Origin of the sequence: Streptomyces sp. NPDC091289 (assembly GCF_044757365.1) — a bacterium.
Lineage (GTDB): Bacteria > Actinomycetota > Actinomycetes > Streptomycetales > Streptomycetaceae > Streptomyces.
Genome location: NZ_JBIVUT010000004.1, coordinates 241,360 through 267,102, shown reverse-complemented (window position 1 = coordinate 267,102; position 25,743 = coordinate 241,360). Strand labels below are relative to the sequence as shown.

General features: G+C 68.5%; 26 protein-coding genes and 1 pseudogene. 16 read left to right on the top strand and 11 right to left on the bottom strand.

The window, feature by feature from the left end; all coding sequences use genetic code 11:
- Positions 1-15 precede the first annotated feature (15 nt).
- Positions 16-1,164, bottom strand: coding sequence for an ABC-three component system protein (locus ACIQPT_RS07075; RefSeq protein WP_401153430.1), 1,149 nt, complete (start codon positions 1,162-1,164; stop codon positions 16-18).
- Between the two features lie 435 nt (positions 1,165-1,599).
- Complete coding sequence (locus tag ACIQPT_RS07070; RefSeq protein ID WP_401153429.1) at positions 1,600-1,821, bottom strand: hypothetical protein; 222 nt, start codon at positions 1,819-1,821, stop codon at positions 1,600-1,602.
- A gap of 401 nt (positions 1,822-2,222) precedes the next feature.
- Here ACIQPT_RS07070 and ACIQPT_RS07065 point away from each other — a divergent pair, with 401 nt between their 5' ends.
- The 7 genes from ACIQPT_RS07065 to ACIQPT_RS07035 all read left to right on the top strand — a co-directional run bounded on the left by ACIQPT_RS07065 (position 2,223) and on the right by ACIQPT_RS07035 (position 7,279).
- Positions 2,223-2,471 carry a hypothetical protein gene (locus tag ACIQPT_RS07065; RefSeq protein WP_401153428.1) on the top strand — a complete coding sequence of 83 codons (249 nt, stop codon included), beginning with the start codon at positions 2,223-2,225 and terminating at the stop codon, positions 2,469-2,471.
- Positions 2,468-2,869 carry a DNA-binding protein gene (locus tag ACIQPT_RS07060; protein WP_401153426.1) on the top strand — a complete coding sequence of 134 codons (402 nt, stop codon included), beginning with the start codon at positions 2,468-2,470 and terminating at the stop codon, positions 2,867-2,869. The genes ACIQPT_RS07065 and ACIQPT_RS07060 overlap by 4 nt, the downstream gene beginning before the upstream one ends.
- Positions 2,870-3,191: 322 nt before the next feature.
- Positions 3,192-3,539: a transcriptional regulator gene (locus ACIQPT_RS07055; RefSeq protein ID WP_401153425.1), complete on the top strand. Its 348-nt coding sequence runs from the start codon at positions 3,192-3,194 to the stop codon at positions 3,537-3,539.
- Positions 3,536-4,207 carry a nucleotidyl transferase AbiEii/AbiGii toxin family protein gene (locus tag ACIQPT_RS07050; RefSeq protein WP_401153423.1) on the top strand — a complete coding sequence of 224 codons (672 nt, stop codon included), beginning with the start codon at positions 3,536-3,538 and terminating at the stop codon, positions 4,205-4,207. The genes ACIQPT_RS07055 and ACIQPT_RS07050 overlap by 4 nt, the downstream gene beginning before the upstream one ends.
- Positions 4,208-4,579: 372 nt before the next feature.
- Entirely contained in the window at positions 4,580-5,365 is a 786-nt protein-coding gene (locus tag ACIQPT_RS07045) for a hypothetical protein (RefSeq protein ID WP_401153422.1), read from the top strand.
- A gap of 17 nt (positions 5,366-5,382) precedes the next feature.
- The gene (locus tag ACIQPT_RS07040) at positions 5,383-6,552 is read left to right on the top strand and encodes a sensor histidine kinase (RefSeq protein WP_401153420.1); all 1,170 of its coding nucleotides are present in this window, start codon (positions 5,383-5,385) and stop codon (positions 6,550-6,552) included.
- A 28-nt stretch (positions 6,553-6,580) separates the two neighbouring features.
- Positions 6,581-7,279 carry a response regulator gene (locus tag ACIQPT_RS07035; RefSeq protein WP_401153418.1) on the top strand — a complete coding sequence of 233 codons (699 nt, stop codon included), beginning with the start codon at positions 6,581-6,583 and terminating at the stop codon, positions 7,277-7,279.
- A gap of 188 nt (positions 7,280-7,467) precedes the next feature.
- Here the strand turns inward: ACIQPT_RS07035 and ACIQPT_RS07030 are convergent.
- From ACIQPT_RS07030 to ACIQPT_RS07020, 3 genes and pseudogenes are all read right to left on the bottom strand, one after another.
- A pseudogene (locus tag ACIQPT_RS07030) lies at positions 7,468-7,878 on the bottom strand (hypothetical protein); the annotation flags it as partial.
- Positions 7,879-8,126: 248 nt separating this feature from the next.
- Positions 8,127-9,245, bottom strand: a complete 1,119-nt coding sequence (locus tag ACIQPT_RS07025) for a fatty acid desaturase family protein (protein WP_401153416.1) — start codon at positions 9,243-9,245, stop codon at positions 8,127-8,129.
- A 7-nt stretch (positions 9,246-9,252) separates the two neighbouring features.
- Positions 9,253-10,308 (bottom strand): ferredoxin reductase, encoded by a 1,056-nt coding sequence (locus tag ACIQPT_RS07020; RefSeq protein ID WP_401153414.1) that lies wholly within the window; start codon positions 10,306-10,308, stop codon positions 9,253-9,255.
- A gap of 86 nt (positions 10,309-10,394) precedes the next feature.
- Here ACIQPT_RS07020 and ACIQPT_RS07015 point away from each other — a divergent pair, with 86 nt between their 5' ends.
- Both ACIQPT_RS07015 and ACIQPT_RS07010 read left to right on the top strand, forming a co-directional pair.
- Complete coding sequence (locus ACIQPT_RS07015) at positions 10,395-11,534, top strand: PucR family transcriptional regulator (protein WP_401153412.1); 1,140 nt, start codon at positions 10,395-10,397, stop codon at positions 11,532-11,534.
- Positions 11,535-11,794: 260 nt separating this feature from the next.
- A complete protein-coding gene (locus ACIQPT_RS07010) occupies positions 11,795-12,133 on the top strand; it encodes a thioredoxin family protein (protein WP_401153411.1) in 339 nt (112 codons plus the stop codon).
- Between the two features lie 804 nt (positions 12,134-12,937).
- On the opposite strand, the gene ACIQPT_RS07005 is transcribed toward ACIQPT_RS07010, so the two are convergent.
- From ACIQPT_RS07005 to ACIQPT_RS06995, 3 genes are all read right to left on the bottom strand, one after another.
- Positions 12,938-13,291: a hypothetical protein gene (locus ACIQPT_RS07005; protein WP_401153410.1), complete on the bottom strand. Its 354-nt coding sequence runs from the start codon at positions 13,289-13,291 to the stop codon at positions 12,938-12,940.
- A gap of 98 nt (positions 13,292-13,389) precedes the next feature.
- Positions 13,390-14,010 (bottom strand): hypothetical protein, encoded by a 621-nt coding sequence (locus ACIQPT_RS07000; RefSeq protein WP_401153409.1) that lies wholly within the window; start codon positions 14,008-14,010, stop codon positions 13,390-13,392.
- Positions 14,011-14,538: 528 nt separating this feature from the next.
- Positions 14,539-15,180 (bottom strand): SMI1/KNR4 family protein, encoded by a 642-nt coding sequence (locus tag ACIQPT_RS06995; RefSeq protein WP_401153407.1) that lies wholly within the window; start codon positions 15,178-15,180, stop codon positions 14,539-14,541.
- A 536-nt stretch (positions 15,181-15,716) separates the two neighbouring features.
- Here ACIQPT_RS06995 and ACIQPT_RS06990 point away from each other — a divergent pair.
- The 3 genes from ACIQPT_RS06990 (at position 15,717) to ACIQPT_RS06980 (ending at position 17,793) form a co-directional block, all read left to right on the top strand.
- Complete coding sequence (locus ACIQPT_RS06990) at positions 15,717-16,028, top strand: NIPSNAP family protein (RefSeq protein WP_401153405.1); 312 nt, start codon at positions 15,717-15,719, stop codon at positions 16,026-16,028.
- A 182-nt stretch (positions 16,029-16,210) separates the two neighbouring features.
- Positions 16,211-16,666 carry a hypothetical protein gene (locus tag ACIQPT_RS06985; RefSeq protein ID WP_401153403.1) on the top strand — a complete coding sequence of 152 codons (456 nt, stop codon included), beginning with the start codon at positions 16,211-16,213 and terminating at the stop codon, positions 16,664-16,666.
- A 632-nt stretch (positions 16,667-17,298) separates the two neighbouring features.
- Positions 17,299-17,793, top strand: a complete 495-nt coding sequence (locus ACIQPT_RS06980; RefSeq protein WP_401153401.1) for a hypothetical protein — start codon at positions 17,299-17,301, stop codon at positions 17,791-17,793.
- 226 nt (positions 17,794-18,019) lie between these two features.
- Here the strand turns inward: ACIQPT_RS06980 and ACIQPT_RS06975 are convergent, their stop codons facing one another.
- The 3 genes from ACIQPT_RS06975 to ACIQPT_RS06965 form a co-directional block, all read right to left on the bottom strand.
- Positions 18,020-19,765 (bottom strand): sensor histidine kinase, encoded by a 1,746-nt coding sequence (locus ACIQPT_RS06975; protein WP_401153399.1) that lies wholly within the window; start codon positions 19,763-19,765, stop codon positions 18,020-18,022.
- Positions 19,766-19,983: 218 nt separating this feature from the next.
- A complete protein-coding gene (locus ACIQPT_RS06970) occupies positions 19,984-20,802 on the bottom strand; it encodes an ABC transporter permease (protein ID WP_401153397.1) in 819 nt (272 codons plus the stop codon).
- A complete protein-coding gene (locus ACIQPT_RS06965) occupies positions 20,799-21,755 on the bottom strand; it encodes an ATP-binding cassette domain-containing protein (RefSeq protein WP_401153395.1) in 957 nt (318 codons plus the stop codon). The genes ACIQPT_RS06970 and ACIQPT_RS06965 overlap by 4 nt, the downstream gene beginning before the upstream one ends.
- Positions 21,756-22,060: 305 nt before the next feature.
- Between ACIQPT_RS06965 and ACIQPT_RS06960 the strand changes: the two genes are divergently transcribed.
- The 4 genes from ACIQPT_RS06960 to ACIQPT_RS06945 all read left to right on the top strand — a co-directional run bounded on the left by ACIQPT_RS06960 (position 22,061) and on the right by ACIQPT_RS06945 (position 25,707).
- Entirely contained in the window at positions 22,061-22,732 is a 672-nt protein-coding gene (locus ACIQPT_RS06960; RefSeq protein ID WP_401153559.1) for a response regulator, read from the top strand.
- Between the two features lie 56 nt (positions 22,733-22,788).
- Positions 22,789-23,373, top strand: coding sequence for a TetR/AcrR family transcriptional regulator (locus ACIQPT_RS06955; protein ID WP_401153393.1), 585 nt, complete (start codon positions 22,789-22,791; stop codon positions 23,371-23,373).
- A gap of 112 nt (positions 23,374-23,485) precedes the next feature.
- Positions 23,486-24,865 (top strand): MFS transporter, encoded by a 1,380-nt coding sequence (locus ACIQPT_RS06950; protein WP_401153391.1) that lies wholly within the window; start codon positions 23,486-23,488, stop codon positions 24,863-24,865.
- A gap of 77 nt (positions 24,866-24,942) precedes the next feature.
- Positions 24,943-25,707, top strand: a complete 765-nt coding sequence (locus ACIQPT_RS06945; RefSeq protein WP_401153389.1) for an SDR family NAD(P)-dependent oxidoreductase — start codon at positions 24,943-24,945, stop codon at positions 25,705-25,707.
- Positions 25,708-25,743: the final 36 nt, after the last annotated feature.

Genomic DNA, 25,743 nt, shown 5'->3' with positions numbered 1-25,743 from the left:
CCTATCTCGATAGGGCTATTTAGTGGAGTCATCATCACTCCACTCACCACGCCACTTGAGCCGCTCTTCGTTGGCCAGCTGGTGACAAATTCCGCGCCTGTCCCTGGGTCTAGTGACCGTTAGGAGCATATTACCGTCCAAACTGAGGCTGGTAGCTGCCTCCAAAACGCTTGTAAGCCGATCCATGCTATTCGAGTAGTCGCGCTCGTACGTCTCGAACACCCCGACATGGACGTCGTCTTGGAGACCCTCGAAGGTTCCGAACGGAACGCTGTCGCGCGCAAAGAGGCGTAGGGACTCGGCACTGTAGAAGTACTCACGCTGTCTCGTTAGATGACTTCGCGAGCGCGGATTGCCCATGGCATCGCCGACATTCGATATTTCTTTCGAAAAAGATTCTCGATAGACATCAAGCAACTGACCGACATATCGAGACTCCTCGCCTTCATCATAGTCAGGAAGTAGTCCCAGCGGTGGCCGCGTCTTCAGGGGAGTCCCAAAACGCGCAACGTGCTCTCGGGTTCGACTGTGAACGTCGATAACGTCATCTATGTTCTCAGATTTAATGATGGAGAAGTCGGTGGCCTTGGCTAGATCCACGATGCGTTTTAGCAGTTCCTGCGGAATCTCCTTAAGAACGCCAGCATTAGAAGAAAGCTCGGCCAAGAAGTCGGCTTTCAACTGAGGAGGGTCCTGCAATGTTCTCGCAAGAAACTTGCCGCAGCCCTTCGGCGCAACGAATCTGTAACGTCGAGGCATGGTGTAGCGCCCTTCCGCCACCCATCGGAAAACCTTGAATATCTCCGGCCACGCCTGAGACCAGTTCAGTCCTGATTTATAGTGCTTACACTGGAAGCAATCCCATGATCCGCGAAGTCCATCCTGGCTCAGAAAGGCCGCTACATCGATCCCTCCATCATTGGCGCCTCCAAGAATTTCTACGTTTACGTATGGCTCTTCGAGGGCTCGTGCCCACTCGTAGACAAATTCCTCCCATTCGTCGGGGGAAAAAACATACAGGACCTGTTTGGCAGGCATCAGACGACCTGCGGGCGTCGTAGGCGCGACCAGAATCAACGGATCGCTCTTGGCCGGCGGGATGGGACGTGTGCCAATCTCAGCATCAGAGGTGATTGGAGTGCCTTGAGATGCTTCTGTAGCCACAGCCGTCCCCCACGGTCGCCGGATCGTCAGTCATATCACGCTGTTGTCTCCACGTCACCGTGTGTGCCGATCCCGTCTGAATCTATGGCTGTGCACTCACTCATGGGTTGGGGGCAGACTCTTAGTGGCAGTGGAAAGAATTGCGCTCGCTCCGAAGCCCGCAAGATCAGCATGGTGGGGGCTACGCGAGGAGCTCTGGTACTGCGTCCAGGCACTAGCCGAGTGCAGGCGCCGGAGGGTCTGGGCGGCAGGGCTTGCACCTCTCCCCCTGGGGGCCGCCTCCTCTAAGCACTTGGCTCGTCGGCCGTGTGTGCCAGATCCGGCGGTAAGCCACGGTCAGTATCAGGCCTCTGGGAGCGCGGCGTGGACACGACTCACGCCCAATGAGGCTAGGCAGGGTGCGACCCGGGCTAGGTTACTCAGTGATTCCCAAGCTCAGGTGAAGGGTGAAATCTGGCGGCTCGCCAAGTGCTCAAGTGTGGATTCAAGGCACGCCTCGGCGGAGGACAGGTCGGTCCTGAAGAACCCCTCCGCCCCCAGGGTGCCGCCGGAGACGATCACCATCCAACGCTGCCCCTGTGCGCGCTCGCCATCAGCCTTGAAGACCACCGAGCATCCTCGCTCGGCCAACCACTCCATCAGTTCCACGACGTCCACAACCGTCCCCCTCCCAGGCCCGTCGAGGACGGGCCGTAGCGCACCAGAATGGCACCAGAACAACCGGTCAACAGCGGTCATCACGAGCCACGCAGACACCGCTCAGCTCACCCTAGGTGGATCCGTTTCCCCAGGTCAGCACCTCTATTGCTATCAAGTAATCAGTGATTCCCAAGCTCAGAGCGCGGGTTCGATTCTCGTCACCCGCTCCACGACTAAGGCCCTGGTCAATGACTGGGGCCTTTTCGCTTGCCGTCCAACAGCACCAGCCCGGAGCGTCCTCCGCCAGAGACAGCCGGTGAGTGATCGCCCCCATGTTTCCCCGGCATACGACCGCGGGCGTCAAGGCTGGGGACCAGAAAGCCGAGGCAGCGCGCGCATACTCCAGTATGATTGGACTCATGTCCTCAACGACTCGCATCACCGTCACGCTGCCCAGCGACCAGGTGGCGGAGCTCCGCAAGCTCACGGACAACGTCTCCGGCTACGTGGCGGAAGCCGTAGCCCGCCAGATCCGGCACCAGCTCCTGGGCGACGACCTCCGCCGCCACGAGGAGGAACACGGCCCCTTCAGAGACGAGGAGCTCGCGAAAGCCCGCGCGAAGATCTTCGGCTCCGCCGACACCTCCACGGGCGCGGACGCCGCGTGAGCGAACGCATCGAAACCGTCGTCCTGGACTCGGAAGGGCTCTCCGCATGGATCGCGCAGGACCGCAAGCTGCTCGCGATGCTGAAGGTCTTCCACGACATGGGGGCCGACCTCGTCATCGGGGCCAACACCATCGTGGAAGTCAGTCACTCCCGCACCAACATGCCTCGCCTGAACTGGGCCCTGTCCCGCGTCAAGGTGGAGCCCGTCACCGAGCAGGCGGCGAAAGCGGCAGCGGAACTCCTCAAGGCTGCCGGACTGCACGGGCACAAGTACGCCATCGACGCCACGGTCGCCGAGGTCGCCCTGCGCCAGCCGAAACCGGTCGCCGTCCAGACCTCCGACAGCGACGACATGACCAAGCTCTGCGGAAACCAAGTCCGTATCATCCCTCTCTGACACGCTGGCCCACTCCGAGCACACCCTGGCAGGGTCCGCCACACTGCTGCCCTCGTGCCCCACCCGTGCCCAGCAGAGCGGGCAACAGCGGTCAGGTACAGCCTCCAGAGACCATGGCGACCTCAGCTTCCTCGCAGGAAAGCGCAGTTCAGAGCCCTTCCGGAGGCTCAAGAGCCGTTGATTCCCAAGCTCAGAGCGCGAGTTCGATTCTCGTCACCCGCTCCACGAAAGAGCCCCAGGCCAGCGGCCCGGGGCTTCTTTGTTTGGGTCACCTTGGATGCGTCCGGTCGGCTTCGGTGGCCTCTCCCTGGATAATCGATGTATGGCATCACAGCCCAGTCTTTCTGATCTCCGCCGTGCCAAGTTCGCCCGGCGAACGCCCGCAGCGCTCTCCGAGCTTGTCGGCCCCGAGCACGGCACGGTGCGCCTGCCGCTTCACCTGGCATGGTCGGGGCTGACCACGTTCGACCTCGACCAGCCACGGCTACGGATGAGCTATTACCGCATCGTGTTGGCCGAGGGCCAGCATGACGACCTGGTCCGGTACCTCAACTGCGGCCTCCTCGTCAGCTTGTGGCCCACACTGCGCACACTGATCAGTCGTGATGTCCGTGAAGTCTGGGAACACTCTTTCGACGAGCTGGCTCACAGCGCCCAGGCTGCTGCGTGAACCTCACCGATCTGCACCGTCGCCTGCTGGCTGATGTACTCGCCGTAGGCGGTGCCTACCCTCTGGCGCTTACCGGCGGCTACGCAGTTCAGGCACACGGCCTGGTCGACCGGCTCAGCCAGGACCTCGACGTAGCGACCGAGAACCCCGATCGCATGGAGGACATTGCTGCTGCCGTGCGCGCCGGCCTGGAACAACACGGATGGCAGGTCATCGCTCTGGAAACAGACCCGCTCTCCGCACGCCTGATCGTCACCGATCCCGTCAGTCACGAAAAGTGCGAAGTCGACATCCTCAAGGAAGCGCTCTGGCGACCGCCCGTACACACCGACCACGGATTGGTGCTGTCACTCGAAGATGTCGTCGGAACCAAAGTTCGCGCACTCTTCGACCGCGGACTCGCCAGGGACCTGATCGACGTACAGGCTGCCGCGAACCGCTGGAGCCATATCGAACTCGAAGAGCTCGGTCGGCGCCACGCCCGCGACTCCTTCGACCTGAACGAGCTCCAAGCGCGACTGGGCGGAGCCGACTGGATCGACGACACGGAATTCGCCGCCTACGGACTCGATGAACAAGCGATCACCGGGCTGCGCCAGTGGGCGCAGGCATGGGCCACCGACATCGGCGAACGGCTCCAAGAGCTGGAGACTCCGCACGAAGACTGATGGCCGCATGGAGGCCGGATGCGCTCAGCACGATGCACGCCAGGCCACTCGGCCCACGCCCGGCCGTACCCCATGGGTGCCCAGCAGGGCGGACAACAACAGTCAGGTACAGCCTCCAGAGACCATGGCGACTCCAGCTTCCTCGCAGGAAAGCACAGGTCAGAGCCGTTCCGAAGACTCGAGCACCGCTGATTCCCAAGCTCAGAGCGCGAGTTCGATTCTCGTCACCCGCTCCACGAAAGAGCCCCAGGCCAGTGGCCTGGGGCTTCGTTGTCGTCCCGATGGTCGGACCACGGTCCGATGCGGGAACGGCGGGAGGATCGGACCGTGCTCCGATGCGAAGGGTGCCGTCCGGCCGGGATCGTTCACGGCATGACAACAACACGGGGCACACCCGCCGTACATGGCGCCGTCTCTCCGGCCAAGGCCCAACTTCTGCCCGTGGCGTGGGACGGCGACGCGCCCTTTCCCGGGCGGTGGGTGGGCGGGGTCTCGCTGGTGGTGGCGCCCTTGCTGCTGGGGGCCGGAGTCCTGCTGCGGCTGCCTTTCCACTTCTTCTTCCCGGAACAGCTCGCCGCCCGCGTCGAGCACCCCGGACTGGTCGCGGTCTCCTACGGCGCCTTCGCGGCGGGGACAGTCCTGCTGTGGCCGGGCCTCGCCGTGCTTGCGGTACGCATCGGCCGTCGCAGTCCCGGAACGGCTCTGTGGGGCGGGGTCCTCGCCATGCTGGGGCTCTTCGCCCGGACGTTCCACGCCGGCGTGGACCACCTCGCCTTCCAGTTTGCCGACCGGCAGGGGGCGGAGGCCGCCGCCCGGTTCGTCGGGGAGACGTACGGCGCCTTCCACGTCTTCAGCGCCCTCAATGCCGCGATCATGGGAGGCTGGCTGCTCCTCGCTGCCGGAGCCTGGCGGGCGCATGTGCTGGGTCCCGTCCGGGCATCGGCCCTGGCCGCAACTGCCGCGCTGCCGCTCGGCGTGCTCAAGGGCACCACGCCGCTGTCGGTGGCGGCCGTCGCAGGTCTCTGTCTCGCGCTCGTCCCGCTGGGCATTGCCGTGCTGCGCAACGGCCCGGCGCCCGGCCGGGCCACGGCCCTGCGCTGGACCGTGGCGGTCACTGCCGTACTGGCTCTCATGACCCTGGTCGGGCGAGCTGGTTGACGATGTACGGTCGGACCATGCGTGTCCCCCGGCGGCTGCACGACATCCATCTGCTCACGCTCGACCTGGCGGCCGCCCTGTTGATCGCCATCGTGTACGTCGGTTTCACCCGGATGCCGGGCGACGGCGTGCAGCCCCACTACTCCGGACCGGCATGGGCGGGCGTGCTCGTAGCCGCGGTGGTCGCCTTCCCGGTCGCGGCCCGCCGGCCGTGGCCCGTACCAGCCGCGGCGACGGCCCTAGTCGGTGCCTCCGCCGCCAGCCTCCTGGACATCACGCGCGAGCCGTGGGCCGCGGTCGGCCTCACCCTTTACGCAGTCGCTCTCACCGCGCCCCCGAGGCGCTCGGTGCAGGTGCTCGCCGCATCGCTCGCCCTCGCGGCGGCAGCGGTCCTCGCCGGGGAGGCCGTCGTCACCCCGGCCGAGACCTGGAGTGGGGCGGCCGGTGTCGCCGCCATGGTCTGGGTGGTCCTGGGCTGCGGCTGGGCGGCAGGCTTCGCCGTACGGACCCGGCGGGCCAGGGAGGCCGACCACGCCGCGCACCGCGCCGAACGTGCAGTCGTCGAGGAACGGCTGCGCATCGCCCGGGAGTTGCACGACATCGTTTCGCACAGTCTCAGCCTGATCGTGGTGAAGGCGGGGGTCGCCGCGCACGTGGCCCAGCGCCGCCCGGAGGAGGCGGAGGACGCTCTGCGCGTCATCGAACAGACCGGTCGGGCCGCCATGACCGAGATGCGCCGCACCCTGGGCGTGCTCCGCGCCGGCTCGCCTTCGGCGCCGCTGGGCCCGACGCCCGGCGTCGACGCGCTCGGCGGACTGGCCGACCAAGCGCGACGAGCAGGCGTGGACGTGGACTTGGACGTTCGGTTGCCGGATGGCGGTCTGCCCGCGGGCATGGCCCTGGCCGTCCACCGGATCGTTCAGGAGTCCCTCACCAACGCGGTAAAGCACGCAGCCCCCACACGCTGCCGGGTGACGGTCGAGGCCGACCTGCGCGAAGTACGCATCGACGTCACGGACGACGGCGTGCGAGGTGTCGGCCCCGAACGGACGGCAGGTCACGGGCTGATAGGTATGCGGGAGCGGGCGATGATGCACGACGGGACGTTCAGCGCGGGCCCACGCTGCGAAGGGGGTTTCGCGGTCTCCGTCCGACTGCCGCAGGACGACACCGGGACGACGGTGTGAGAGATGAAAGAGACGCAGGGAGGCCGACGTGTCGGACGTGACCAGGGTGCTCGTGGTCGACGATCAGGTGTTGTTGCGCGGCTCCTTCCGGATCCTCATCGAGAACGAACCCTGCCTCACCGCCATCGGAGAGGCGGGCGACGGGGCGGAGGCCGTCGAGCTCGCCCATCTGCACCGTCCGGACGTGGTCCTGATGGACGTCCGGATGCCGGTCATGGACGGAATCGAGGCGACCCGGCGAATCTGCGGCTCCCACGAGACCGCTGGCGTTCGGGTGCTGATCCTGACCACGTTCGACCTCGACGAATACGTCTACGCCGCCCTGCGGGCCGGCGCCGCGGGCTTTCTGCTCAAGGACTCCCCGCCCGCGGAGGTGCTGGCCGCCCTCCGGGTCGTCGCCAAGGGCGACTCCCTGCTGGCCCCCTCCGTGACCCGTCGCCTCATCCAGGAGTTCACCCGCCGTCCCGACCCGGACTCCGGCCGCCGCCACGCCTCCGCCGCGCTGACCGGAGTGACGGAACGGGAGCTCCAGGTGCTGGGGTTGATCGCGCGGGGCCTGTCGAACGACGAGATCAAGGCGCACCTGCACCTGAGCATGGGCACGGTGAAGACCCACATCGGCCGCCTGCTGTCCAAACTGGCCGCCCGCGACCGAGCCCAGCTGGTGATCGCAGCGTACGAATCGGGAGTGGTGTCGCCCTCCGACGACGGCTTGAAAACACACTGAAGGAAAGGCCCCGGAGCGAGGCGCATCGCCGTCCCGCTGCGCGCCCCGGTCCGTGCCCCATCCGTGCCCTTCGGAGCGGTTAACAGCGGTCAAGAGCAGCGCCCAGAGTCCGCACCAGCCTCGCCCTGCCCGAACAGAAATGCAGGTCAAAGGAACTTTGTCTGCCCAGGGCCCGGTGATTCCCAAGCTCAGAGCGCGAGTTCGATTCTCGTCACCCGCTCCACGACTGAGGCCCAGGTCATCGACCGGGGCTTTCTTGTTGGCCCGGAGCGGAACGCGGATGTCGCCGACCGGCTCCGGTCGCCAGCCAGGCCGGGGGGTAAGTCAGCCCAAGAAGGGCCTGCCGCGCCGCTCCCGGCCGTGCTTGTACCAGCGACCTGCTCACGACGCTGTCGCATTCGATGCCGTGCGGTCCACCGGGTGACGCGCAGCCTAGCCCCACCACCCGCACCAGGTGCGGGTGGTGGGCTGCGAGTTGCCGGGCCAGGCGTCCGCCCATGGACATACCGTAGACGTCCGCCCATGGACGTACCGTAGGCGTCGGCCCGGTGGACACCGAGGTGGTCAAGCACCGCGACCACGTCCAGGGCGAAGAGCTCGGTGCCGTAGGGCTTGTTGGGCTTCTCGCTCTCCCCCGTGCCGCGGGAATCGAGGGTGAGGGCGTTGCGGACCGCGGGGAAGTCGTCGCGTACCCCGTCCCATCAATGGTGGTTGTTCGCCTGCCCCGTCAGCAGGACCAGCGCTGGCCCACCAGGCCGCAGGACCCGGGCAGCAGGGAACTCCACCGGCCGACCAGGCCGTCGTGTCGCAGCAGTGACGTCACCAAGGGCTGAGGTGCGGCGGGAAGTCAGGCGGCGATGAGGTCCTGCTCACGGTCCGGCGTTCCGACCTTGGGCTGCTTGTTCGGCAGTGCGAGCCGGAAGACCTTGTGCCACGCGGAGAACACCTGCTTGGGCAGCGGGCCGGTGACGTACTCCAGCTCGTACTTCTCGAACAGCGCGCGCACCTTCACCGCGACCTCGGCGTACCGGTTGCTCGGCAGGTCCGGGAACAGGTGGTGCTCGATCTGGTGCGACAGGTTGCCGGTCATGAAGTGCATGGCCTTGCTGCCGCTGATGTTCGCCGAGCCCATCATCTGGCGCAGGTACCACTGGCCGCGTGTCTCGCCCGTGATCGACCGGCGTTCGAAGACCTGTACGCCCTCGGGGAAGTGCCCGCACATGATCACCGAGTGGGTCCAGAGGTTGCGGACCAGGTTCGCGGTGAACGTGGCGGCGAGTGTGGTGAGGAATGAGGGGCCCGAGAGCAGCGGGTGGATCACGTAGTCCTTGAGCACCTGCTTGCGGATCTTGCGGCCCACGGCCTTGGCCCGCGCGCGGAACTCCGGGTTCTTGCGGCGGCGCTTGGTGAGGTTCTTGCCGAGCTCCAGGTCGTACGCTGCGATGCCGTACTCGAAGAAGCAGGCGTTGAGGAAGTTCCACAGCGGCTGGCCGAGGTGGAAGGGGTGCCACTTCTGGTCCTCGTCGACGCGCATGATGCCGTAGCCGAGGTCGTTGTCCTTGCCGATCACGTTGGTGTACGTGTGGTGCAGCTCGTTGTGCGAGTGCTTCCACTGATCGGACGGCGAGACGTGATCCCACTCCCAGGTGGTGGAGTGGATCTTCGGGTCGCGCATCCAGTCCCACTGGCCGTGCAGGACGTTGTGGCCGATCTCCATGTTGTCCATGATCTTCGCCACGGACAGCCCGGCGGTGCCGATCAGCCACGCGGGCGGGAAGATCGAGAACAGCAGCACACCCCTGCTGACCAGCTCCAGCTTGCGCTGCGCCGAGATGACCCGCCGGATGTAGGCGGCGTCCTTCTCGCCGCGGTCGGCGATCACCTCGTCGCGGATGGCGTCCAGCTCGCGTCCCAGTTCCTCGATCTGCTCCGCGGTCAGGTGGGCGGTGGGGTCGATGGCGGTCAAGGTGCTCCTACCGTTCGATGTCGCAGGGGCCCGCGGCGGCGGACACACAGGTCTGGATGAGGACGCCCGGCTCGGCCTCGGTGATCTCGCCGGTACGCAGGTCGCGGACAGCGCCGGCCTTGAGCGGCGAGACGCACCCGAAGCAGATGCCCATACGGCACCCGGAGGGCATGAGCACGCCGATCTCCTCGCCGATGTCCAGCAGCGGCGTGGCGCCGTCCGCGCCGATGGTCTTGCCGGTGACGCTGAACGTGACCTCGCCGCCGTCGCCGGCGACGACGATGCCGGGGCGGAAGCGTTCGGTGTGCAGGCGCTCATGGACGCCGCGCTCTCTCCAGTGCTCCTCGGCGGCGTCGAGCAGACCTGCGGGCCCGCACGCCCAGGTCTCGCGCTCGGCCCAGTCGGGCACGAGCTCTTGGAGACGGGCGATGTCGAGCTTGCCGTCCGTGTCGGTGTGCACCTCGGTGAGCCGAAGCTTCTTGTCCGCGACCAGGCTGTGCAGTTCCTTGCGGAAGATCACGTCCTGAGGCTGTGGCGCGCAGTGGACCATGACGACGTCGTCGAGTTCGATGTCGCGCAGCATGCCCATCACGGGCGTGATGCCGCTGCCGGCCGTCAGGTAGAGCACCTTGGCGGGCTTGGCCTGCGGCAGGACGAAGTCACCGGTCGGCTGGTCGAGCTGGATCAGCGTGCCCGGTTTCGCCCTGCGGACCAGGTGGTTGCTGACCTTGCCGTCCGGGATCGCCTTCACGGTGATCGTGATGCGGCCGTCCTGGCGGTTCGTCGGCGAGGTGATGGAGTAGGCACGCCACAGGCGCACCCCATCGACGTCGACCCCGATCCGCACGTACTGGCCGGCTGTGTGGCCGCGCCAGCCCCGCCCCGGCCTGATCACGACAGTCGCGGCGTCATCGGTCTCGGAGTGCACGGCCTCGATGCGCCCACGCAGGTCAGCGCCCGTACGGAGCGGGCTGACCAGGTCGAGGTAGTCCGACGGCAGCAGCGGCGTCGTGACCATCTCCAGCAGTTTCCACGCCCTGCCGCGGAGGGCTGTACTCGTCATGACTCCAGCTTGCTGCGCCTCCAGGCGTAAAGTCCTGACCACAGGACGTAAATCTGGTCGGCTGAATTGTTCGCAGGGAACAAAAAATGAGCTATGCAATCCGGAGGGCCAGCGAACTGTCCCTGGATGAGACGACGGTCACCGCCCTTCGGGCCGCACTCAAGACCACCGCCGACGAAGTCGTCCAGGCGATCATCGACGAGGTTCCTCCCTACGCCCATGCCTTGTCGGGCCGCATGGGCGCCACGATCCGCAGAGCCGTCCGCACCGCCCTGGGGCACTACCTGGACCTTGCGAGCGGGAAAGCCACAGGCGGCGACGCCGGGGACGCCGCCTACGAGCTGGGCCGCGGCGAGGTGCGCGACGGGCGTTCGATGGACGCCCTGCTCAGCGCCTACCGCGTCGGCGCCCGGGTCGCCTGGCGATGTCTGGCAGCGGGTGCCGTACCCGCGGGTCTGCCCGCCGCCGAGGTCGCCAAGTTCGCCGAGCTGACCTTCGCCTACATCGACGAGCTCTCCGCCGCGAGCGCCGCGGGCCACGCCGACGAACTGGCCGCCCGGGGCAGAGCCCACGAGCGTCACCTGGAACACCTGGCCCGCGACCTCCTCGCCGGGGCGAGCCCGGACGTGCTGCTGGCCTCCGGCCAACGGGCCAGGTGGCAGCCTCCGGTTTCGCTGACCGCCGTCCTGCTGCCCGCCGCGCAGGCCCGGCCTGCCTACCGGACACTCGACCCGAGCACCCTCGTCCTCGACGATCTGCCGGATGCCACCGGTGTGCTCCTCGTCCCCGATGCCGACCGATCACGTCTCCTACGGCAGCTGACCGACCGCGCCGCCGTGGTCGGCCCGGCACGGCCATGGACCCACGCGTCCGCCTCGTACGCACGAGCCCTACGCGCGCGCTCCCTTTCCTCCGACATTCGCGACACCGAGGACCACCTGCCCGACCTGGTGCTCAGCGCCGACGCGGACGCGTTCGCAGACCTGCGCGCCCGAGCCCTCGCACCGTTGCGGACCCTGCCTGCCGCAACCGCACGACGGCTGGAGGAGACGTTGCGGGCGTGGCTGCTGCACCAGGGCAGACGGGACGAGGTCGCGGCGGAGTTGTTCGTCCACCCCCAGACGGTCCGATACCGGATGTCGCAACTGCGGGAGCTGTTTCCCGATCTCGCATCACCACACCGGGTCCTTGAACTGACACTGGCGGTCGGTCTCCGGGTCAACTGACGCGTCACCCGTCCACCGCCACGTCCGCGAGCGTCTGGAGATCGTGCCCGTTCCCGGTGCCAAGCCGCCATGGCCCGGGAAACGGCGGCTTTCCGGTCGTCGTGGCAAGGGGCCGGGCCGCTCGCCCCAGGGGCCACCGCCGTCCTGCGGCGGCCCGTACCTCCCTCCCGGCAGCCGGTCGGACGACCGGCCAGGGTCCACCTGGCACACCGCGCGAGGGATGATGGGGTGGAGTACGAAGCGTGAGGTCAGGAGCTCCCATGCCAAAACTGGTTCACCGGCCTCGTGAGGACGCGGAGTTCGATTTCATCCTCGGGAGAAGCAAGGTTCCGGTCCTCGCATACTTCACCGGGGCATGGCCCAAGGCAATCGAGCCCTGTCGGTTGATGGATGTCGTCGTGGGCGACATCGCCGCCGCCTACGCGGGCCGCCTGACGGTCGTCCGCACCGACATCACGCGTTGCCCGGCGGCAACCGAGCGATATGGGATCACCGGAGCCCCGTCCTGCCTCCTGCTGAAGGAGGGAGCGGCGGTGGCGCACGGCACGGGGCCCATGACCATCGACGAGGTACGGCGGTTCCTGGACGGTCACCTCTGAGCGGCCGCTGCGGCGCCCGGACCGCCGCTTCTCGTCGCGTTCGACGCGGACGCGGGCGGTTGGCAGTCCATCGCCCGCCTCACCGCCGCGGGGCGGTTCGAGGTCGTGCGCGAGACCGTGCTCAGGTACTGGCGGGACAATGCGGCCCCCGGCCAGAGCTTCGCTTCGTTGGTACGGCCTCCGATGTAACCCCCGAGACCGCCAGGCACGGTCTCCTCGTCCAGCGCCGCATGCAGACCGGCGGGTCGGCCCGCGCGCCGGTTCCGCCGGTCATCGGGTTTGGGCGGGTGGTGGCGAGTTCGGAGGCGCGTTCAGGGCCAGTATCCGCTGTACGGTCGATCTTCGACCCCGTTGTCCGAGTCTCTGGGTCAGGACTCGACATCGAATTCGAAAGATGACCTAAACGGGGCTGGCGGCGGTTAGCTCTCTCCAATGCGAGCCCCATTCTATTTTCTGGATCAGGTACTTCATTTAGTAATAGCCCAAGCTCACCATCCTGGATCTCGCCGCACCAAATGAGCACCAGATGGGTCAGGAACTAGCGGTCAACCAGGCCATGCCAGCCACCCTCCTCCTGGGGCGGTATCAGTCCGCCCCAGTCAGAGACACGACATGGTGAGACGACCGGTGATTAACAAGCTCTGAGCGGGAGTTCGATTCTCGTTACCCACTCCATTGAAGGCCCAGGTCAATGACTCGGGCCCTTCTTGTTGTCTCGGCCTTCTGAGGGGTGGCGTGCCCGCCGCGTGTTGAGAGAAGGACGGCTCACGTCCGGTGGGCATGAGCCGTCCGCCGAAAGCTGTCTCAGGGCTTCGCTGAGGGCGTCGGGTGGGTGAGTACCACGTCGTCCAAGGTCACCTTGGGGATCACCGCGTCACGGCGAAGTGTGGGGCTGAGGGCGTCGACCACCGGTGCGATCGCGTCGTACATTCGGATGGCCTGCTCCGGGTAGTCATCCGATGACCACCCCGCATTGTGACCGTTGTCGTTGAGCTCCTTCAGGTAGGCAACGAGTTCGTTGCCGGTGAGCTCGTAGGTGTAGACCTTGCCCTGTCGGCTCACGACCGTCACATCATCCATGCCCTTGAACGCCTTGGTGGTCTCCCAGAGATCCTTGGCACAGGTGATCCGGAACTTGGTCGCGCCGGCGGCCTTCAACAGGCGTTCCTCGTGCCCGGGTGGGGCCGTCCCCTCACCACACCCGGTCAGGAGCACCGCACCTGCCACCACGGCTACGAGGGCGTAGGTCCCGCGTCTCATGCGGCAGCCGACGTGGCCCGGACCCGGTAGACCGCGATCCCCGTAGCGAGTGTGTCGGCGATGAAGCCCGTACGAAATGGCTTGCCACGGGCGATGCTGACCATGCCGTTCCCAGGGCGGGAGATCCCCACTTCGCGAAGGTGTTTGGTGAGCACGGTCCCGAGCTTCTGCGTGTCGATGCCCAGATGAGCCGCCAGGTCGGCGCTGTACATCTTGCCGCCGGCACGGACGATGGCCTCATGGGCACGGACCAGGAGGGTGGGGACTCCTGTATTCGGGTCTCTCAGTACAGAGACCTCTCCGGACTCATCGGCCGGGGCCTCCGAGGCCGATCCGTCGAATCGCTCGTCACTTGCCGCGCCGGTGTCCAAGTGCAGGGCGAGCTGAGGTGCCGGGAAGTCCACAGGCACGGGCGGGGCTGGAACGTGGACCACGACAGGTGCCGGATCCGTGCGCTCGGCACCGTTCGGCTGTCCGGCGGCGATAAGGGCGTAGACGTGGGCGACGTCGGCGAGTACTGAAGCTCCGGCGATATCACCGCGGAGCAGTGCGGTACGTGCCTCAGTAGCGATCTGCTGAGCGGAGGCCGCTGCGCCGGAGCGCGCTTGCTTGTTCATACCTGGACAACGCCGCCAACACACGACCGGACACTTGCCGAGACCGACAAAACGTCCATCCGATCAGCCCAACATCTGCGGCGATGCCGCTCACCTGCGAAAAGAGGCTGGGCCCTCGTTGATCACGGATAGCAGTGGACGCGCGGGTACGCGCTCCGGTGCGCTCCCCTCATGGGCGGTGCGCCCCTTCGCTTCTCCGTAACCTTGGGCGTAGCCCGCTGCGTAAGGCCAAGCGGGGGCATTCCGTACAGCAAGTCGACGTAAGTCCCTTGTTTCTTGTGCGGGCAACGGCGCGGGGCAGTCCGGGCACCGGCGACACCTGGCATCGGCGGGCCCAACGGAATCACGCACGGCCGGCGCGGGGCGGACGGACTTGCGACATGGCCAACCTCATAGGTGCCGCGGGCGCCCGCGCAGTGCTCCCCCGATGCCACCGGGTTGGCCAATATCAGCACCCGTCGTGGCTCCGCTCCTCCGGACGGGCGCGAGCGGCAGCCGACTCCACAGACCTGACTTTCCGCTGTTGCGTCATGCCCGATGCATGGTCCGGTCATGCATCGGTGTGAAGTCCCAGTGCAGCCGCTGCTCCTCATCCACTATGGGCGTGTAGTTGTGGAGGGGCTGGTTGGTCTCGACAGACGTGGCGATCGCTTCCATGAGCACCGGCAAGGACGTCCACACCTCGTGTGATCCGCGCATAACGCCTTCCGTTGCCTCGGCCTCGTGGACGCGCCCTCGGTCGATCTCGGGACGGTGGTCCAGTACCAGGTACCCTCCGCAGGAGTCCCGCGCGATGGGGATCAACTGCGGATGTCCGTACAGGACTCTGCTGGACCCGATCTTCATGAAGTCGTAGTCCACCTCCTCTCCTTCCTCATCCGCCGTGCGCTTGTCGTAGAAGCCTGTGAAACGTTGCCAATCAGCCGCTGTCTCACGTGCGCTCATCGGTCGGTAGGACCCCGGTAGCAGCGAGCACGACCGGTCGAGTAGACCGTCGTGCCGCAGCAGTGACGTCACCAAGGGCCTCAAGAGCGGTCGACGGATGAGGCGTTCGGTAGCGGCGATGTCCGCCGGGTCTGCGGGCGGCGCCAGCGCAGCGTAAGTCGACGGCGCATGCTCGGCCAGCCAGTTCTCGATGCGCGTCCACGACTCACTGATCGATGCGGTCATGGCACGGCATCCTGCCATCCTGTACTGACAGCCTTCGGGCACAGCCAGACGCCGGCCGCGACCCGGATGCGTCCGGCTGGGGCCGTTCTTGCGACAAGCGTCGCGGGCAGCCCACTAGCGGATCCCCCAGTCCTGTGCGGAGATCAGCGAGTGGTGTCCTGTCCGGACAGTTGTTGACGCATGCCGGCTTTGGACTTCTACGCTCACGTCGCCGTTCGCGGTGAGGTCCTGGGAGTTGGCCTCGGTGCCCGCTCCATCACCTTTTCGGCCGCGACGTCGGCGGTGACCCGGATCCGCGTATACCTCCAGGGCTCGCCCTGACCGGCATCGCAGGGTGTCCTGATGCCCGGTGCGCAGACTCACGAGACCATCATCGAGCGCCAGCTTCCGTGTGTACCCGCCGAGTTCCCTGCTCCGCCACTCCACAGCGCCGTCCTCGTCCACCGGGGGAACGTGGAAGGGGAAGGCGGGGTCCTCCAGCAACTCCGGTTCGCCCTCTTCCGGGTCGTCCGACCGTGGCACGGCATCATGCAGGCATGATCACCATTCACCTGAAGTACGAGATCGACGCTGACAAGCTTGAGGATTTCGAGGAGTACGGTCGCCGCTGGGTCCGGCTCGTCGACCGGTTCGGCGGGACGCACCACGGCTACTTCCTGCCGAGTGAGGGCGACAGCGACATTGCCTACGCCCTGTTCTCCTTCCCCAGCCTGGCCGCGTACGAGCAGTACCGCTCGGACAGCATGTCCGACCCCGAGTGCCAGCAAGCGTTCGAACTGGCTCGTGATACCCGCTGCATCAAGCGCTACGAGCGCCGATTCCTCAGGCCGCTCGACGGCCTGTCCTAGCCGACGGGAGGTACGCGGCGCGATCCCGCCGCGCGGCTGAGCCCAGCGCTGCGATGACGGCCGCGAAAGCATAGGGCGGAGCCCCTTCATGGGCCCACATGGGCCCAAGCGCCGTCGATTCCCCAGCACCGTCGATTCCCGAGCTCGGAGTGCGCCCTGCATCGATGGCTAGGATCCGTCGGGTGGACGACGACAGGCTGATCATGGCGCGCGCTCGGATCCATCTCGTACCAGCGGTGCTGGCGCTGGCCAATCCGCCCTGGCAACACGATGTGTGGCTCGACCCGACCGTGTTCGAAAGCCTGGATCTTGTCTGCCACACCTTGTTCGACGACTTCTGCGATGCCGAACACCCCGAGCGGTATCTCGGGATCGGCCTTCGCAGCGAAGAAGAGGTGGAGCTCATGCGGGAGCTCGACATCGCCCTGGGCATCGCCGAGGCGAATGCTGCGCGGGACACCGCGGAGGAGCTGCTGCGCGCCGAGGGCTGGACGGAGGTGGTGGCCGTCGCCGGGCGTCTCGCACAGGTCATGGTCGCCAACGACCTGCACGAACTCCTCGCAATCCACGAAGCACACACCGCGGACGCGCACCGTGGTGAAGAAGGGTGGCCGTCCTCACATGAGGCACTCCATTGACAGTCTGGCCGCCGAACTCCAGCGAATTCGGGATCGCCCGCGTCCCGATGCCGCGACGCCGCCACCTGTTCTCTCCCTCTTCCTCGTCGATGTCTCCGGGGACGTCGCGGAATACGAGGAGCGTCTGCGATCGGTCCTCCTCCCCGCTGTGCGGCTGGGCGCCACCGCGGATTTCGAGCAGGAGAGCCTCCCGGTCGACGGTGTTCCGGACTGGTTCGCGGCCGTGAGTTCCGGGAACGGAGAGCAGGCATCGCAGTTCGCGCGGGCCGGCCTCGACGGATACGTGGAACACACCGGGGCTGGGAGTGGTGGGACTCCACGCAGGCCGGACCAGCTGGCGTTCATATCTGGGTGGACAGTTGGGGTGAGTCCTTCTTCGGGTGCCTGGATCTGTTCTGGGCCGCTTATGCCGCGGGCGCGGTCCGGGTTGACGGTCCTGCGATTCGGAATTCCGCCGTGTGGTCGGCGGAACGGAACGCCTCGCGCTGAGCCGGTTGTCCTGTTGCCCCGTTGTCCGGTCCACCTCGTGCCATCGGATCGTGGCAGTTCGGAGCACCACGACCGCTTTCCGGCCGACGCAGGAAGTAGTCGCCGCACTCGATGGGGAGTCAGCTATGCGAAGCAATCCGTGCATGAAGAGAATTCTGTTGGCGACAGACCTCACGGGCTTGGGTGATCAGGACATCCCTCCCATGTTCCGAGACGTGGTGGAGCGCGGATGGTCGGTCACGGCCGCCGGCGGGCGTGTGTTGAACGGCCTTCGCCCGGCGGCTCCTGGCTCCTGGGCCGACCGGCTCACGGAGGAGACGACGGTCAACGGGAGGGGCATGACCGACTACGACCTCCCCGCCGCACCGCACGAACGCACCCGGCTCCTCGTCCGCAGGTGTCTGGCGTACGTGTGCGCCTGCCTCCGGACCGCAGAGGAGGTGTTCGGCGATACGCAGGTGAAGGCCTACGTGTCCTTGTCCTTCGCCGATACCGATGAGGGCCTGTTCACCTCGAATGTCACCTTCTGCACACCGCTTCCCGATGTCCATCCGTACATCCCGCGCCTCGAAGAGGTGAAGGGCGCCGCGGTTGGGGAGATCTCTGTCGAGGACTGCTCGATGTGGAGCGGTCGTTGAGGGGCACGGGTCACTGGTCGGTGCGGACCGCGCAAGGAGTGCCGGGAGTTCGCGCATGTCGTCGAAGACCGTGGTGTCGGGTCCTTCCAGCCACTGCGCTGGGGTGAGTCCGCCGGCGTATCCCAGGGCTCGCCTGCCGGCCGCGCGGACCTCGCCGGCGCTGAAGATGCGGACCGCGAATTAAGGGTGGATCCCGGTGTGGCCCAGGGGGTAGCGAGACGCGTGGTCACGGGCGGCTCGCGGGCACGGTGTCCTTCGCGATCAACGTGTCGCCGGACCAGCAGAGCCGGTACAGGTCGACCTCGTCCAGCAGGTCGCGGCCGGAGCGGTAGAACTCGCAGGTCGTGCCGGGCGGACGCGGTGCGGAACGGGCGTGGTCGGGCGGGTAGGGGTAGGGGCGGGCCGGAAGCAGGGCGGCGAGTTCGGCGCGTGGCCGGCCCGTGGTCAGTTCGTCGAACCGGGACGGTGGCAGGGCGCTCGTGGTCAGTTGCCAGGCCAGATAGACGGCGGCGGGTACGAAGAAGGCGGCTGCGACCACGGGTGCCGCGGCTGCGACGACGGACCGGCGGCGGGCGGCACCCCGTACGTCGGCCAGCCGCCTGGCGGACTCCGGGGTGGTGGCGTCCGTGTCCTCGTGCAGAGCCCGGTGCGTGTCCGTGTCCGTGTTCGCGTGAGCGGCCTCGTGCGTGTCCTCGTGCGTGTCCTTGTGCGGAGCGGTCTTGGGCCCTGGCGTCGGTGTCACGGCCTCCCGTCGGCGGTTGCGGGCCGTGACCTGGTGCGGGAGGGCGGCGGTGACGCGGAACCCGCCTTCGTGCGGGCCTGTTCGCAGGGTGCCGCCGAGGACCGTCACCCGCTCCCCCAGTCCCGTCAGGCCCCTGCCGCCCGCGCCGGCCGCCGGGGCTTCGGCCGTGTGCGCCGGTCCGTCGGGCGACGGGGCAGCGTTCACGATGCTCACGTGCGTACGGTCGGCCTGGTGGGTGATCCGTACCCGGATCAGCCTGCCCGGCGCGTGCTTCACGGCGTTGGTGAGCGCCTCCTGCACGATCCGGTACATCCCGCGTTCGACCAGCGGGGACAGCGTGGGCAGCGGTCCGCGTCGCTCCCACCGGACCGGTACTCCGGAGGCGACCGCCCGTCCCAGGAGATCCTCGATCGTGTCGGTGGCCGGCAGGGCCGTTCCCGTACCTTCGCCCGTTCCCGTACCTTCGCCCTTTGTTGCCGGCGGGTCGTGCAGGACCGCGACCGTCTCCCTCAGTTGCTCCACCGCGTCCGCGATCGTCCCGCGCAGCTCGGCCAGGTCGGTGCGGTCGCGGTCGGTGAGGTCGGGGGAGAGTTCCAGGGCTCCGGCGCGCAGGGCCACCAGGCTCAGGGCGTGGCCGAGGGAGTCGTGCATGTCGGCCGCGATGTCGGCCCGTTCGGTCAGCCGCGCCCGCTCCGCGACCAGGTGCTGCCGCTCTTCCAGGCGTCGGGCCAGCCGCCAGCCCTCCCGTACGAGTTCGCGGCGGCCGCGCCGGTGCCGTCCGGCCAGCCACGGCAGCAGCAGCGCGGCGGGCAGCACGGTCAGCGCGTAGAACCACCACACGGGCGGCACCCGCAGCACGGCACACGTCGCGATGTCGACCGCGAGGCACCCGACGAGTACCAGGAGCGGGCCCCGGGCCGCGGCGACCCGTGCTCCCAGCAGGCAGGTCAGGGCGGCCAGCGACAGGACGTGAGCGTTGGCGGGGGTCGCGGAGTCGGCCAGGCCCAGCGCGCACAGTCCGTTGGCCAGAACCACCGCGGTTCCCGGCCGGCGGCGGGACAGCGGCACGGCCACCGCCAGGACCGCCAGCGGAAGGAACAGGTCCAGGACCGGCGACGGCGCGCCCGCGTCCCGGAACCCGTACCCGGTCGCGGCGGCGAGCACGGCCCACAGCGCCATGTCGCCGAGGGCGGACGTGGCCGGGGGCCGGGGTATGCGCGGGTGCGGCATGGTGCGTCGACCGTCCTTCCGATGGAACTCCTGACCGGTCCGATCGAGCGGCGATCTCCTGACCGGTCCGATCGAGCGGCGATCTCGTGACCCGCCCGGCCGAGCGGCGATCTCGTGACCCGCCCGGCCCGGCGATCTCCTGACCGGTCCGGTCGAGCGATCTCCTGACCGGCCAGGTCGATTCTGCGCGATTTCGCGTGCCGGGCCCGGACGCCGGGTCAGGCGTCCCGGCGGCGCAGCACGTACAGGCCGGCCAGGTGCGCCGCCGCCGCCCACGCCATCACGACAAGGATCGCCGTCGCCGGCCCGTACGGAGCCTCAATGCCGACGCGCAGGAAGTGGTCCCCCGCGCCGTGCGGCAGGTAGTCGTTGACGGCAGCGAGCTCCGGGCCCCCGACCCCCAGGAGCACGGTCGGCAGCGCCCACAGCAGGGTGACGAGGATCGACAGCGCTCCGGCCGGGTGACGCGTGACGAACGCGGTCCCGACGGTCAGCACGGCGACGAACGCCAGGTAGAGGCCGACGGACAGGGCCTGCCGGAGCGCCGTGCCGGCCTCGAACGACGCCCGTCCGTCGAACGCCCCCCACGCCACCGCCGTGCCCACGACCGCGTACACGATGCCGGCGATGAACGAGGCGACGGCCACCACCAGCGCCTTCGCCGCCTGGACCCGGTGCCGCCGGGGCACCCACAGCAGGGAAGCCCGCACGCTCCCCGTCGAGTACTCGGAGGTCACCGTGACCATGGCCAGGACGACCACGGCGAATTGGGTGACGACGGCGGAGGAGGCCGCCGCGTTCCCCACCGACTCCATCGGATGAGCGTTGATGCGGGCGATCGAGGCGTAATAGAAGGTGAATACGGCGGTGATCGCCAGGCCCGCCAGGACACAGAGATAGGAGGCCCGGACGGACCACAGTTTGGTCCACTCACAGGCGATGGCCCCGGCGAAGCCACCGGGTGCGCCTCGGCCGGGGGTGCCGCGCACCCCCTGGAACGGGTCCGTGCGCCGGGCGGATGTCGTCGTCGTGGTCACGGTGCTGCCCCTTCGTCCGGTGTTACGGCCGTGGCGCTGCCGCCTGTCGCGTACTCCACACTGCGCGCGGTCAGGTCCATGTACGCCTGCTCCAGCGAGACCCGGACGTCGTTCAGCCGGTGCAACCGGACCCGGCAGTGGTGGGCGAGGTCGCCGATCTCGGCGGCGGTGCGGCCCTCGACGGTGAGTTCGCCGGCCACGGACGTCTCGACGCTCACACCGTCGGCCGTCATCAGGCGACGGACCAGCGTCGCCCGCTCCTCGGCGTCGGGCACCACCGCGCGCGCCGACGCGGGAGAGGCGGCGGCAAGGAAGTCCGCCATGGACGTGTCGCTCAGCAGCCGGCCCCGTCCGATGACGACGAGGCGGTCGGCCGTCAGCTGCATCTCGCTCATCAGGTGGCTGGAGAGGAACACGGTGCGTCCTTCCGCCGCCTGGTCGCGGACGAGCCGGCGGATCCACCGCACGCCGTCCGGATCAAGGCCGTTGACCGGCTCGTCCAGGACGAGCACCGGAGGGTCGCCGAGCAGCGCGCCCGCCACTCCGAGCCGCCCGCTCATGCCGAGCGAGTACGTACCCGCCGGCCGACGGGACGCCTTGGTCAGGCCCACCGTCTCCAGCACCTCGTCCACGCGGCGCACGGGGATGCCGTTGGCCCGGGCCTGGGCGACGAGGTGCGTGCGGCCGGAACGGGCCGGGTGGACCGCCCGGGCGTCGAGCATCGCGCCGACCGCGCACAGCGGCCGTCGCAGGCTCGCGTACGGTCGGCCGGCGATCAGGGCCCGACCCCGGGTGGGGTGGTCCAGGCCCAGGATCATGCGCATCGTCGTGGACTTCCCGGCACCGTTGGGGCCGAGGAAGCCCGTCACGTTGCCGGCCTTGATATCGCAGGTCAGCCCGTCCACGGCGAGCGTGTCGCCGTAGCGTTTCGTGAGTCCTTGGAGGGTGATCACGGAGTTCCTTCGCTGGTCGGTCGCGGAAGCGGGCGGCGGGGCCCCCTTGCTCGATCGACGCTAGGAGTCCGCGGCCCCCGCGCCCACCGGTCGAACGGCAGCGGTCTCCTGCCTTTCGTCGGGGGTGCGCCCCGCCCCGGGGCGGATCTGTGGGGCGTTCCGTTCGCACGGTGGCGCGTCGGCCGTAGGCTCGCCGCGTGGAAGACGGGGAAGGCCGGGACGACCGGGAAGACGTGGACGACGTGGACGACCGGGACGACCGGGACGACCGGGACGACCGGGACGACCGGGACGACCGGCAAGAGATCACGCCGGGCAGCCGGCCGGTCCGGGTCCTGGTGGCCGACGACGAGGCGATGGTCCGGGCGGGCGTACGGGCCATCCTGGCCAGGGACCGGCACGTCGAGGTGGTCGCCGAGGCCGGAGACGGTCACGAGGCCATCGCACTTGCCCGCCGACACCGGCCGGACGTCGTGCTGTTGGACATCCACATGCCCGTGCTGGACGGTCTGTCGGCGGTGGCACGGTTCCACCGGGAGCTGCCGCCGGTCGGCGTGATCATGCTGACGACCTTCGGTCAGGACGAGTACGTCACCCGCGCCCTGGAAGAAGGCGCCGACGGATTCCTGCTGAAGGCGGACGACCCGAGGGAACTGCTCAACGGGGTACGGGCCGTGGGAGCCGGCGGGGCCTATCTGTCCCCGCGGGTCGCCGGCCGGGTCATCGCCGGGCTGCGCGCGCACCGGGCGGCACACCCCCACCGCTCGCTGGAGCGGCTCACGGAACGGGAACGCGAGGTGCTGGCCGGGATCGGGGCAGGGCTGTCCAACGCGGAGATCGCGGGTCGGCTGCACCTGGTCGAGGGGACCGTGAAGGCGCATGTCAGCGCGGTGCTCGCGAAGTTGGGCGTACGCAACCGCGTGGAGGCGGCCATCTCCGCGTACGAGGCCGGTCTGGTGCCGCCGGGCCACCGCTGATCCAGCCCTCCTAGCCATACTTGACCGATCGTTTCGTTATTGCCTAGAGTTCGACCGTGGCCAGAACCAAGGAATTCGACCCGGAAGCCGCACTGCAGTCAGCCCTCGAGCTGTTCTGGCAGCGCGGCTACGAGGCGACCTCGATGGCGGACCTCGTCGATCACCTCGGCATCGGACGCGCCAGCATCTACGCCACCTTCGGCAACAAGCACGAGCTGTATCTGAAGGCGCTGGACCGGTACAACGAGAACCGCGACTCGGGCCTGCTGCACGAACTGTCCCAGCCAGGACCCGGGTTGCCCGCCGTGCGTACGATCGTGCGGCGGTTCGCAGCCGAGGCGAGCGCCGACGACCATCGCGCGAAAGGGTGCTTCGTCACCAACACGGCCGCCGAGCTGGGCCCGCACGACCCGGCCTCGACCCGCCGGGTCGAGGCGAGCTGGGATCACATCGAGACCCTGCTGCGCTCGGCGCTGGTACGTGCGCAGGCGCAGGGCGAGTTGGGTGCGGACCGCGATCCGCGCGCGCTCGCGCGAATGCTTCTGGTGCTGATGCAGGGCCTGCGGGTCGTGGGCAAGGCGTCGGACGACCCGGGCCGGGTGCGGGACGCCGCCGAGCAGGCGCTGGCCCTGCTCGACTGAACGACAGAACCTTCCGGCAGCACCTTCTGACAACACCTTCTGACAACGCCTCTCATGAGGAGGTGACTTCGCGCCCGCATAACAGAACGTTCAGTCAAATATTGGGGGAGTGATGGTCGACACGCAGAGCTGGGACACCACGACCGGGGCCGGCCCTGGCCCCGGGCCCGCGCCCGCGCACCGGCCCGGGTCTGCCTTCGTGCTGCTCGGCGCCGTACAGATGTCGCTGATCTTCACGCTCACCTCGCTCGTCGTGCCACTGCCCCGGATCGGCCGCGCCTTCTCGCTCGACCGGACCGATCTGATTCTGCTCAGTTCCGCCTACGGCCTGACCTTCTCCGGGCTCTTACTCCTCGGCGGCCGCGTCGCCGACCGGTTCGGCGGGCGTCGCGCCCTCACCGCCGGGCTGCTCGTCTTCACCGCCGCGTCCCTCGCCGCGCTGCTCGCCCCGGGGCCGGGGACCCTGCTCGCCTCCCGCTTCGCCCAAGGCGCGGGCGCCGCGCTCGCCGCACCCGCCGCCATGGCCGTACTGCGCGCGGTCTTCCCCCAACCCGCCGCGTACGGAAGGGCGATGGCCACCTGGGGCGGGCTTTCGGTGGTCGGCGCGACCGCCGGGCATCTGCTCTCCGGCGTGATCTCGGCGCTCGCCTCCTGGCGGCTCGCCCTGACCGTCCCGGTCGTGGTGGCCGCCCTCGCTCTCGCCCTCGCACCGCAGTTGCTGCCGAAGACCCCCGCCGGCCCGGGCCGCTCCCTGGATCTGCCGGGCGCGCTGCTCTCGACCGGCGGAATCACCCTGGCCGGCTACGGCCTCGTCCTCACCGAGGCCCGCCCCTGGGGATCGGCGGCCGTCCTCCTTCCCCTGCTCACGGGGGCCGCGCTCCTCGCGGCGTTCCTGGTCGCCGAGCGCCGCGCCCACGATCCGCTGCTGCCCCTCGCGTTCCTCCGCGACCGTCGCCGAGCCGTCGCGCTCGCCGCCGTCGGTCTGACCGCCGCCGGGACCGCCATGACGTTCGTCCTCCTCTCGCTCCATCTGCAGCAGGAGCGCAACTGGTCGGCGCTGCTCACCTCCGCCGCCTTCGTTCCTTTCGCGGTGGCCCTGCTCGTCTCGGGCCGTACGGCAGGTCCGCTCATCGCCAGGTACGGGGCACCGGCCGTCACCGCCTCCGGGCTCGCGGTCGCCGCGGCGGGCCTCGCGCTGATCGCGCTCACCGGCCTCGCACCGCACACCCCTTACGCGTACGGGCTCCTCCCCGGACTGCTCCTGCTGCCGGCCGGGGCCGCCGCCGCCTTCGCCGGGGCCGCCGTGCTCGCGACCGACGGGGTGACGCCGCGACAGATCGGGCTCGCGGGCGGCGTCATCAACACCGCGATGGAGCTGGGCCCGACCGTCGCCCTCGCCGCCCTGCTCACCCTCGGGTCCGATACCACCTCACTCGCCGCGACGGCAGCCGTTCTCGCCGCCGCGGCCTTCCTCACCACCCGTACCAAGTAACCGATCACCCATCACCGATCGCCTATCACCTATCACCTATCACCTACGGCCGATCGTCAACCAAGGGAGTCATCACCATGACCGCACGCTTCACCGGCAAGTCCGTCCTCGTCACCGGCGCGGGCTCCGGCATCGGCCGGGCCGTCGCTCTCGCCTTCGCCGCCGAAGGGGCCTCGGTGGTCGCGGCCGGGCGTACCGCCGAATCACTCGACGAGACGGTCGCCCTCATCGAGAAGGAGGGCGGATCGGCGGCCGCGGTCACCGCGGACGTGGCCCGGTCCGAGGACGTCAGGTTGCTGGTCCGCCGCACCGTCGAACGCTTCGGCAGCCTCGATGTCGCCGTCAACAACGCGGGTGTCTTCAGGGGTGGCGCGCCCATAGGCGACCTCCCCGAGGAGGACTGGCGCACACTGCTCGACGTCAACGTCACCGGTGTATTCCTCTGCCTCCAGGCCGAAGCCACCCGGATGCGCGAGCAGCCCACCGGCGGCGCGATCGTCAACATCGCCTCCAACCTCGGTGCGCACACCCGTATCCCGGGCCTGGCCGGCTACATCACCAGCAAGGCGGCCGTCTCCGCCCTGACCCGGGCCGCCGCCCTGGACCACATCGCCGACGGCATCCGCATCAACGCCGTCAGCCCCGGCCCGTCCGCCACCACCATGTCGCTGCTGCCGGGCGAGACCGACGCCGACCGCGCCGACCGGATGAAGGGCGCGTCACCGCTGGGGCGGATCTCCTCCACCGCCGAAGTCGCTGCGGCCGTGCTGTATCTGGCCTCGCCGGATGCCGCTTCCGTGGTCGGCAGCGACCTGGTCATCGACGGCGGCGCCTCCGCCTGATCTCGGCCCTGACCGGGGCCCCGACTTCGGCCCTGG

Bases quoted from the DNA above. Each gene is read 5' to 3' on its own strand.
- ACIQPT_RS06990 (WP_401153405.1), top strand. From the start codon at position 15,717: ATGATCACCATTCACCTGAAGTACGAGATCGACGCTGACAAGCTTGAG.
- ACIQPT_RS06945 (WP_401153389.1), top strand. From the start codon at position 24,943: ATGACCGCACGCTTCACCGGCAAGTCCGTCCTCGTCACCGGCGCGGGC.
- ACIQPT_RS07020 (WP_401153414.1), bottom strand. From the start codon at position 10,308: ATGACGAGTACAGCCCTCCGCGGCAGGGCGTGGAAACTGCTGGAGATG.
- ACIQPT_RS06950 (WP_401153391.1), top strand. From the start codon at position 23,486: ATGGTCGACACGCAGAGCTGGGACACCACGACCGGGGCCGGCCCTGGC.
- ACIQPT_RS06995 (WP_401153407.1), bottom strand. From the start codon at position 15,180: ATGACCGCATCGATCAGTGAGTCGTGGACGCGCATCGAGAACTGGCTG.
- ACIQPT_RS06980 (WP_401153401.1), top strand. From the start codon at position 17,299: ATGAAGAGAATTCTGTTGGCGACAGACCTCACGGGCTTGGGTGATCAG.
- ACIQPT_RS07065 (WP_401153428.1), top strand. From the start codon at position 2,223: ATGTCCTCAACGACTCGCATCACCGTCACGCTGCCCAGCGACCAGGTG.
- ACIQPT_RS07040 (WP_401153420.1), top strand. From the start codon at position 5,383: ATGCGTGTCCCCCGGCGGCTGCACGACATCCATCTGCTCACGCTCGAC.
- ACIQPT_RS07000 (WP_401153409.1), bottom strand. From the start codon at position 14,010: ATGAACAAGCAAGCGCGCTCCGGCGCAGCGGCCTCCGCTCAGCAGATC.
- ACIQPT_RS07045 (WP_401153422.1), top strand. From the start codon at position 4,580: ATGACAACAACACGGGGCACACCCGCCGTACATGGCGCCGTCTCTCCG.
- ACIQPT_RS07015 (WP_401153412.1), top strand. From the start codon at position 10,395: ATGAGCTATGCAATCCGGAGGGCCAGCGAACTGTCCCTGGATGAGACG.
- ACIQPT_RS06975 (WP_401153399.1), bottom strand. From the start codon at position 19,765: ATGCCGCACCCGCGCATACCCCGGCCCCCGGCCACGTCCGCCCTCGGC.
- ACIQPT_RS07010 (WP_401153411.1), top strand. From the start codon at position 11,795: ATGCCAAAACTGGTTCACCGGCCTCGTGAGGACGCGGAGTTCGATTTC.
- ACIQPT_RS07055 (WP_401153425.1), top strand. From the start codon at position 3,192: ATGGCATCACAGCCCAGTCTTTCTGATCTCCGCCGTGCCAAGTTCGCC.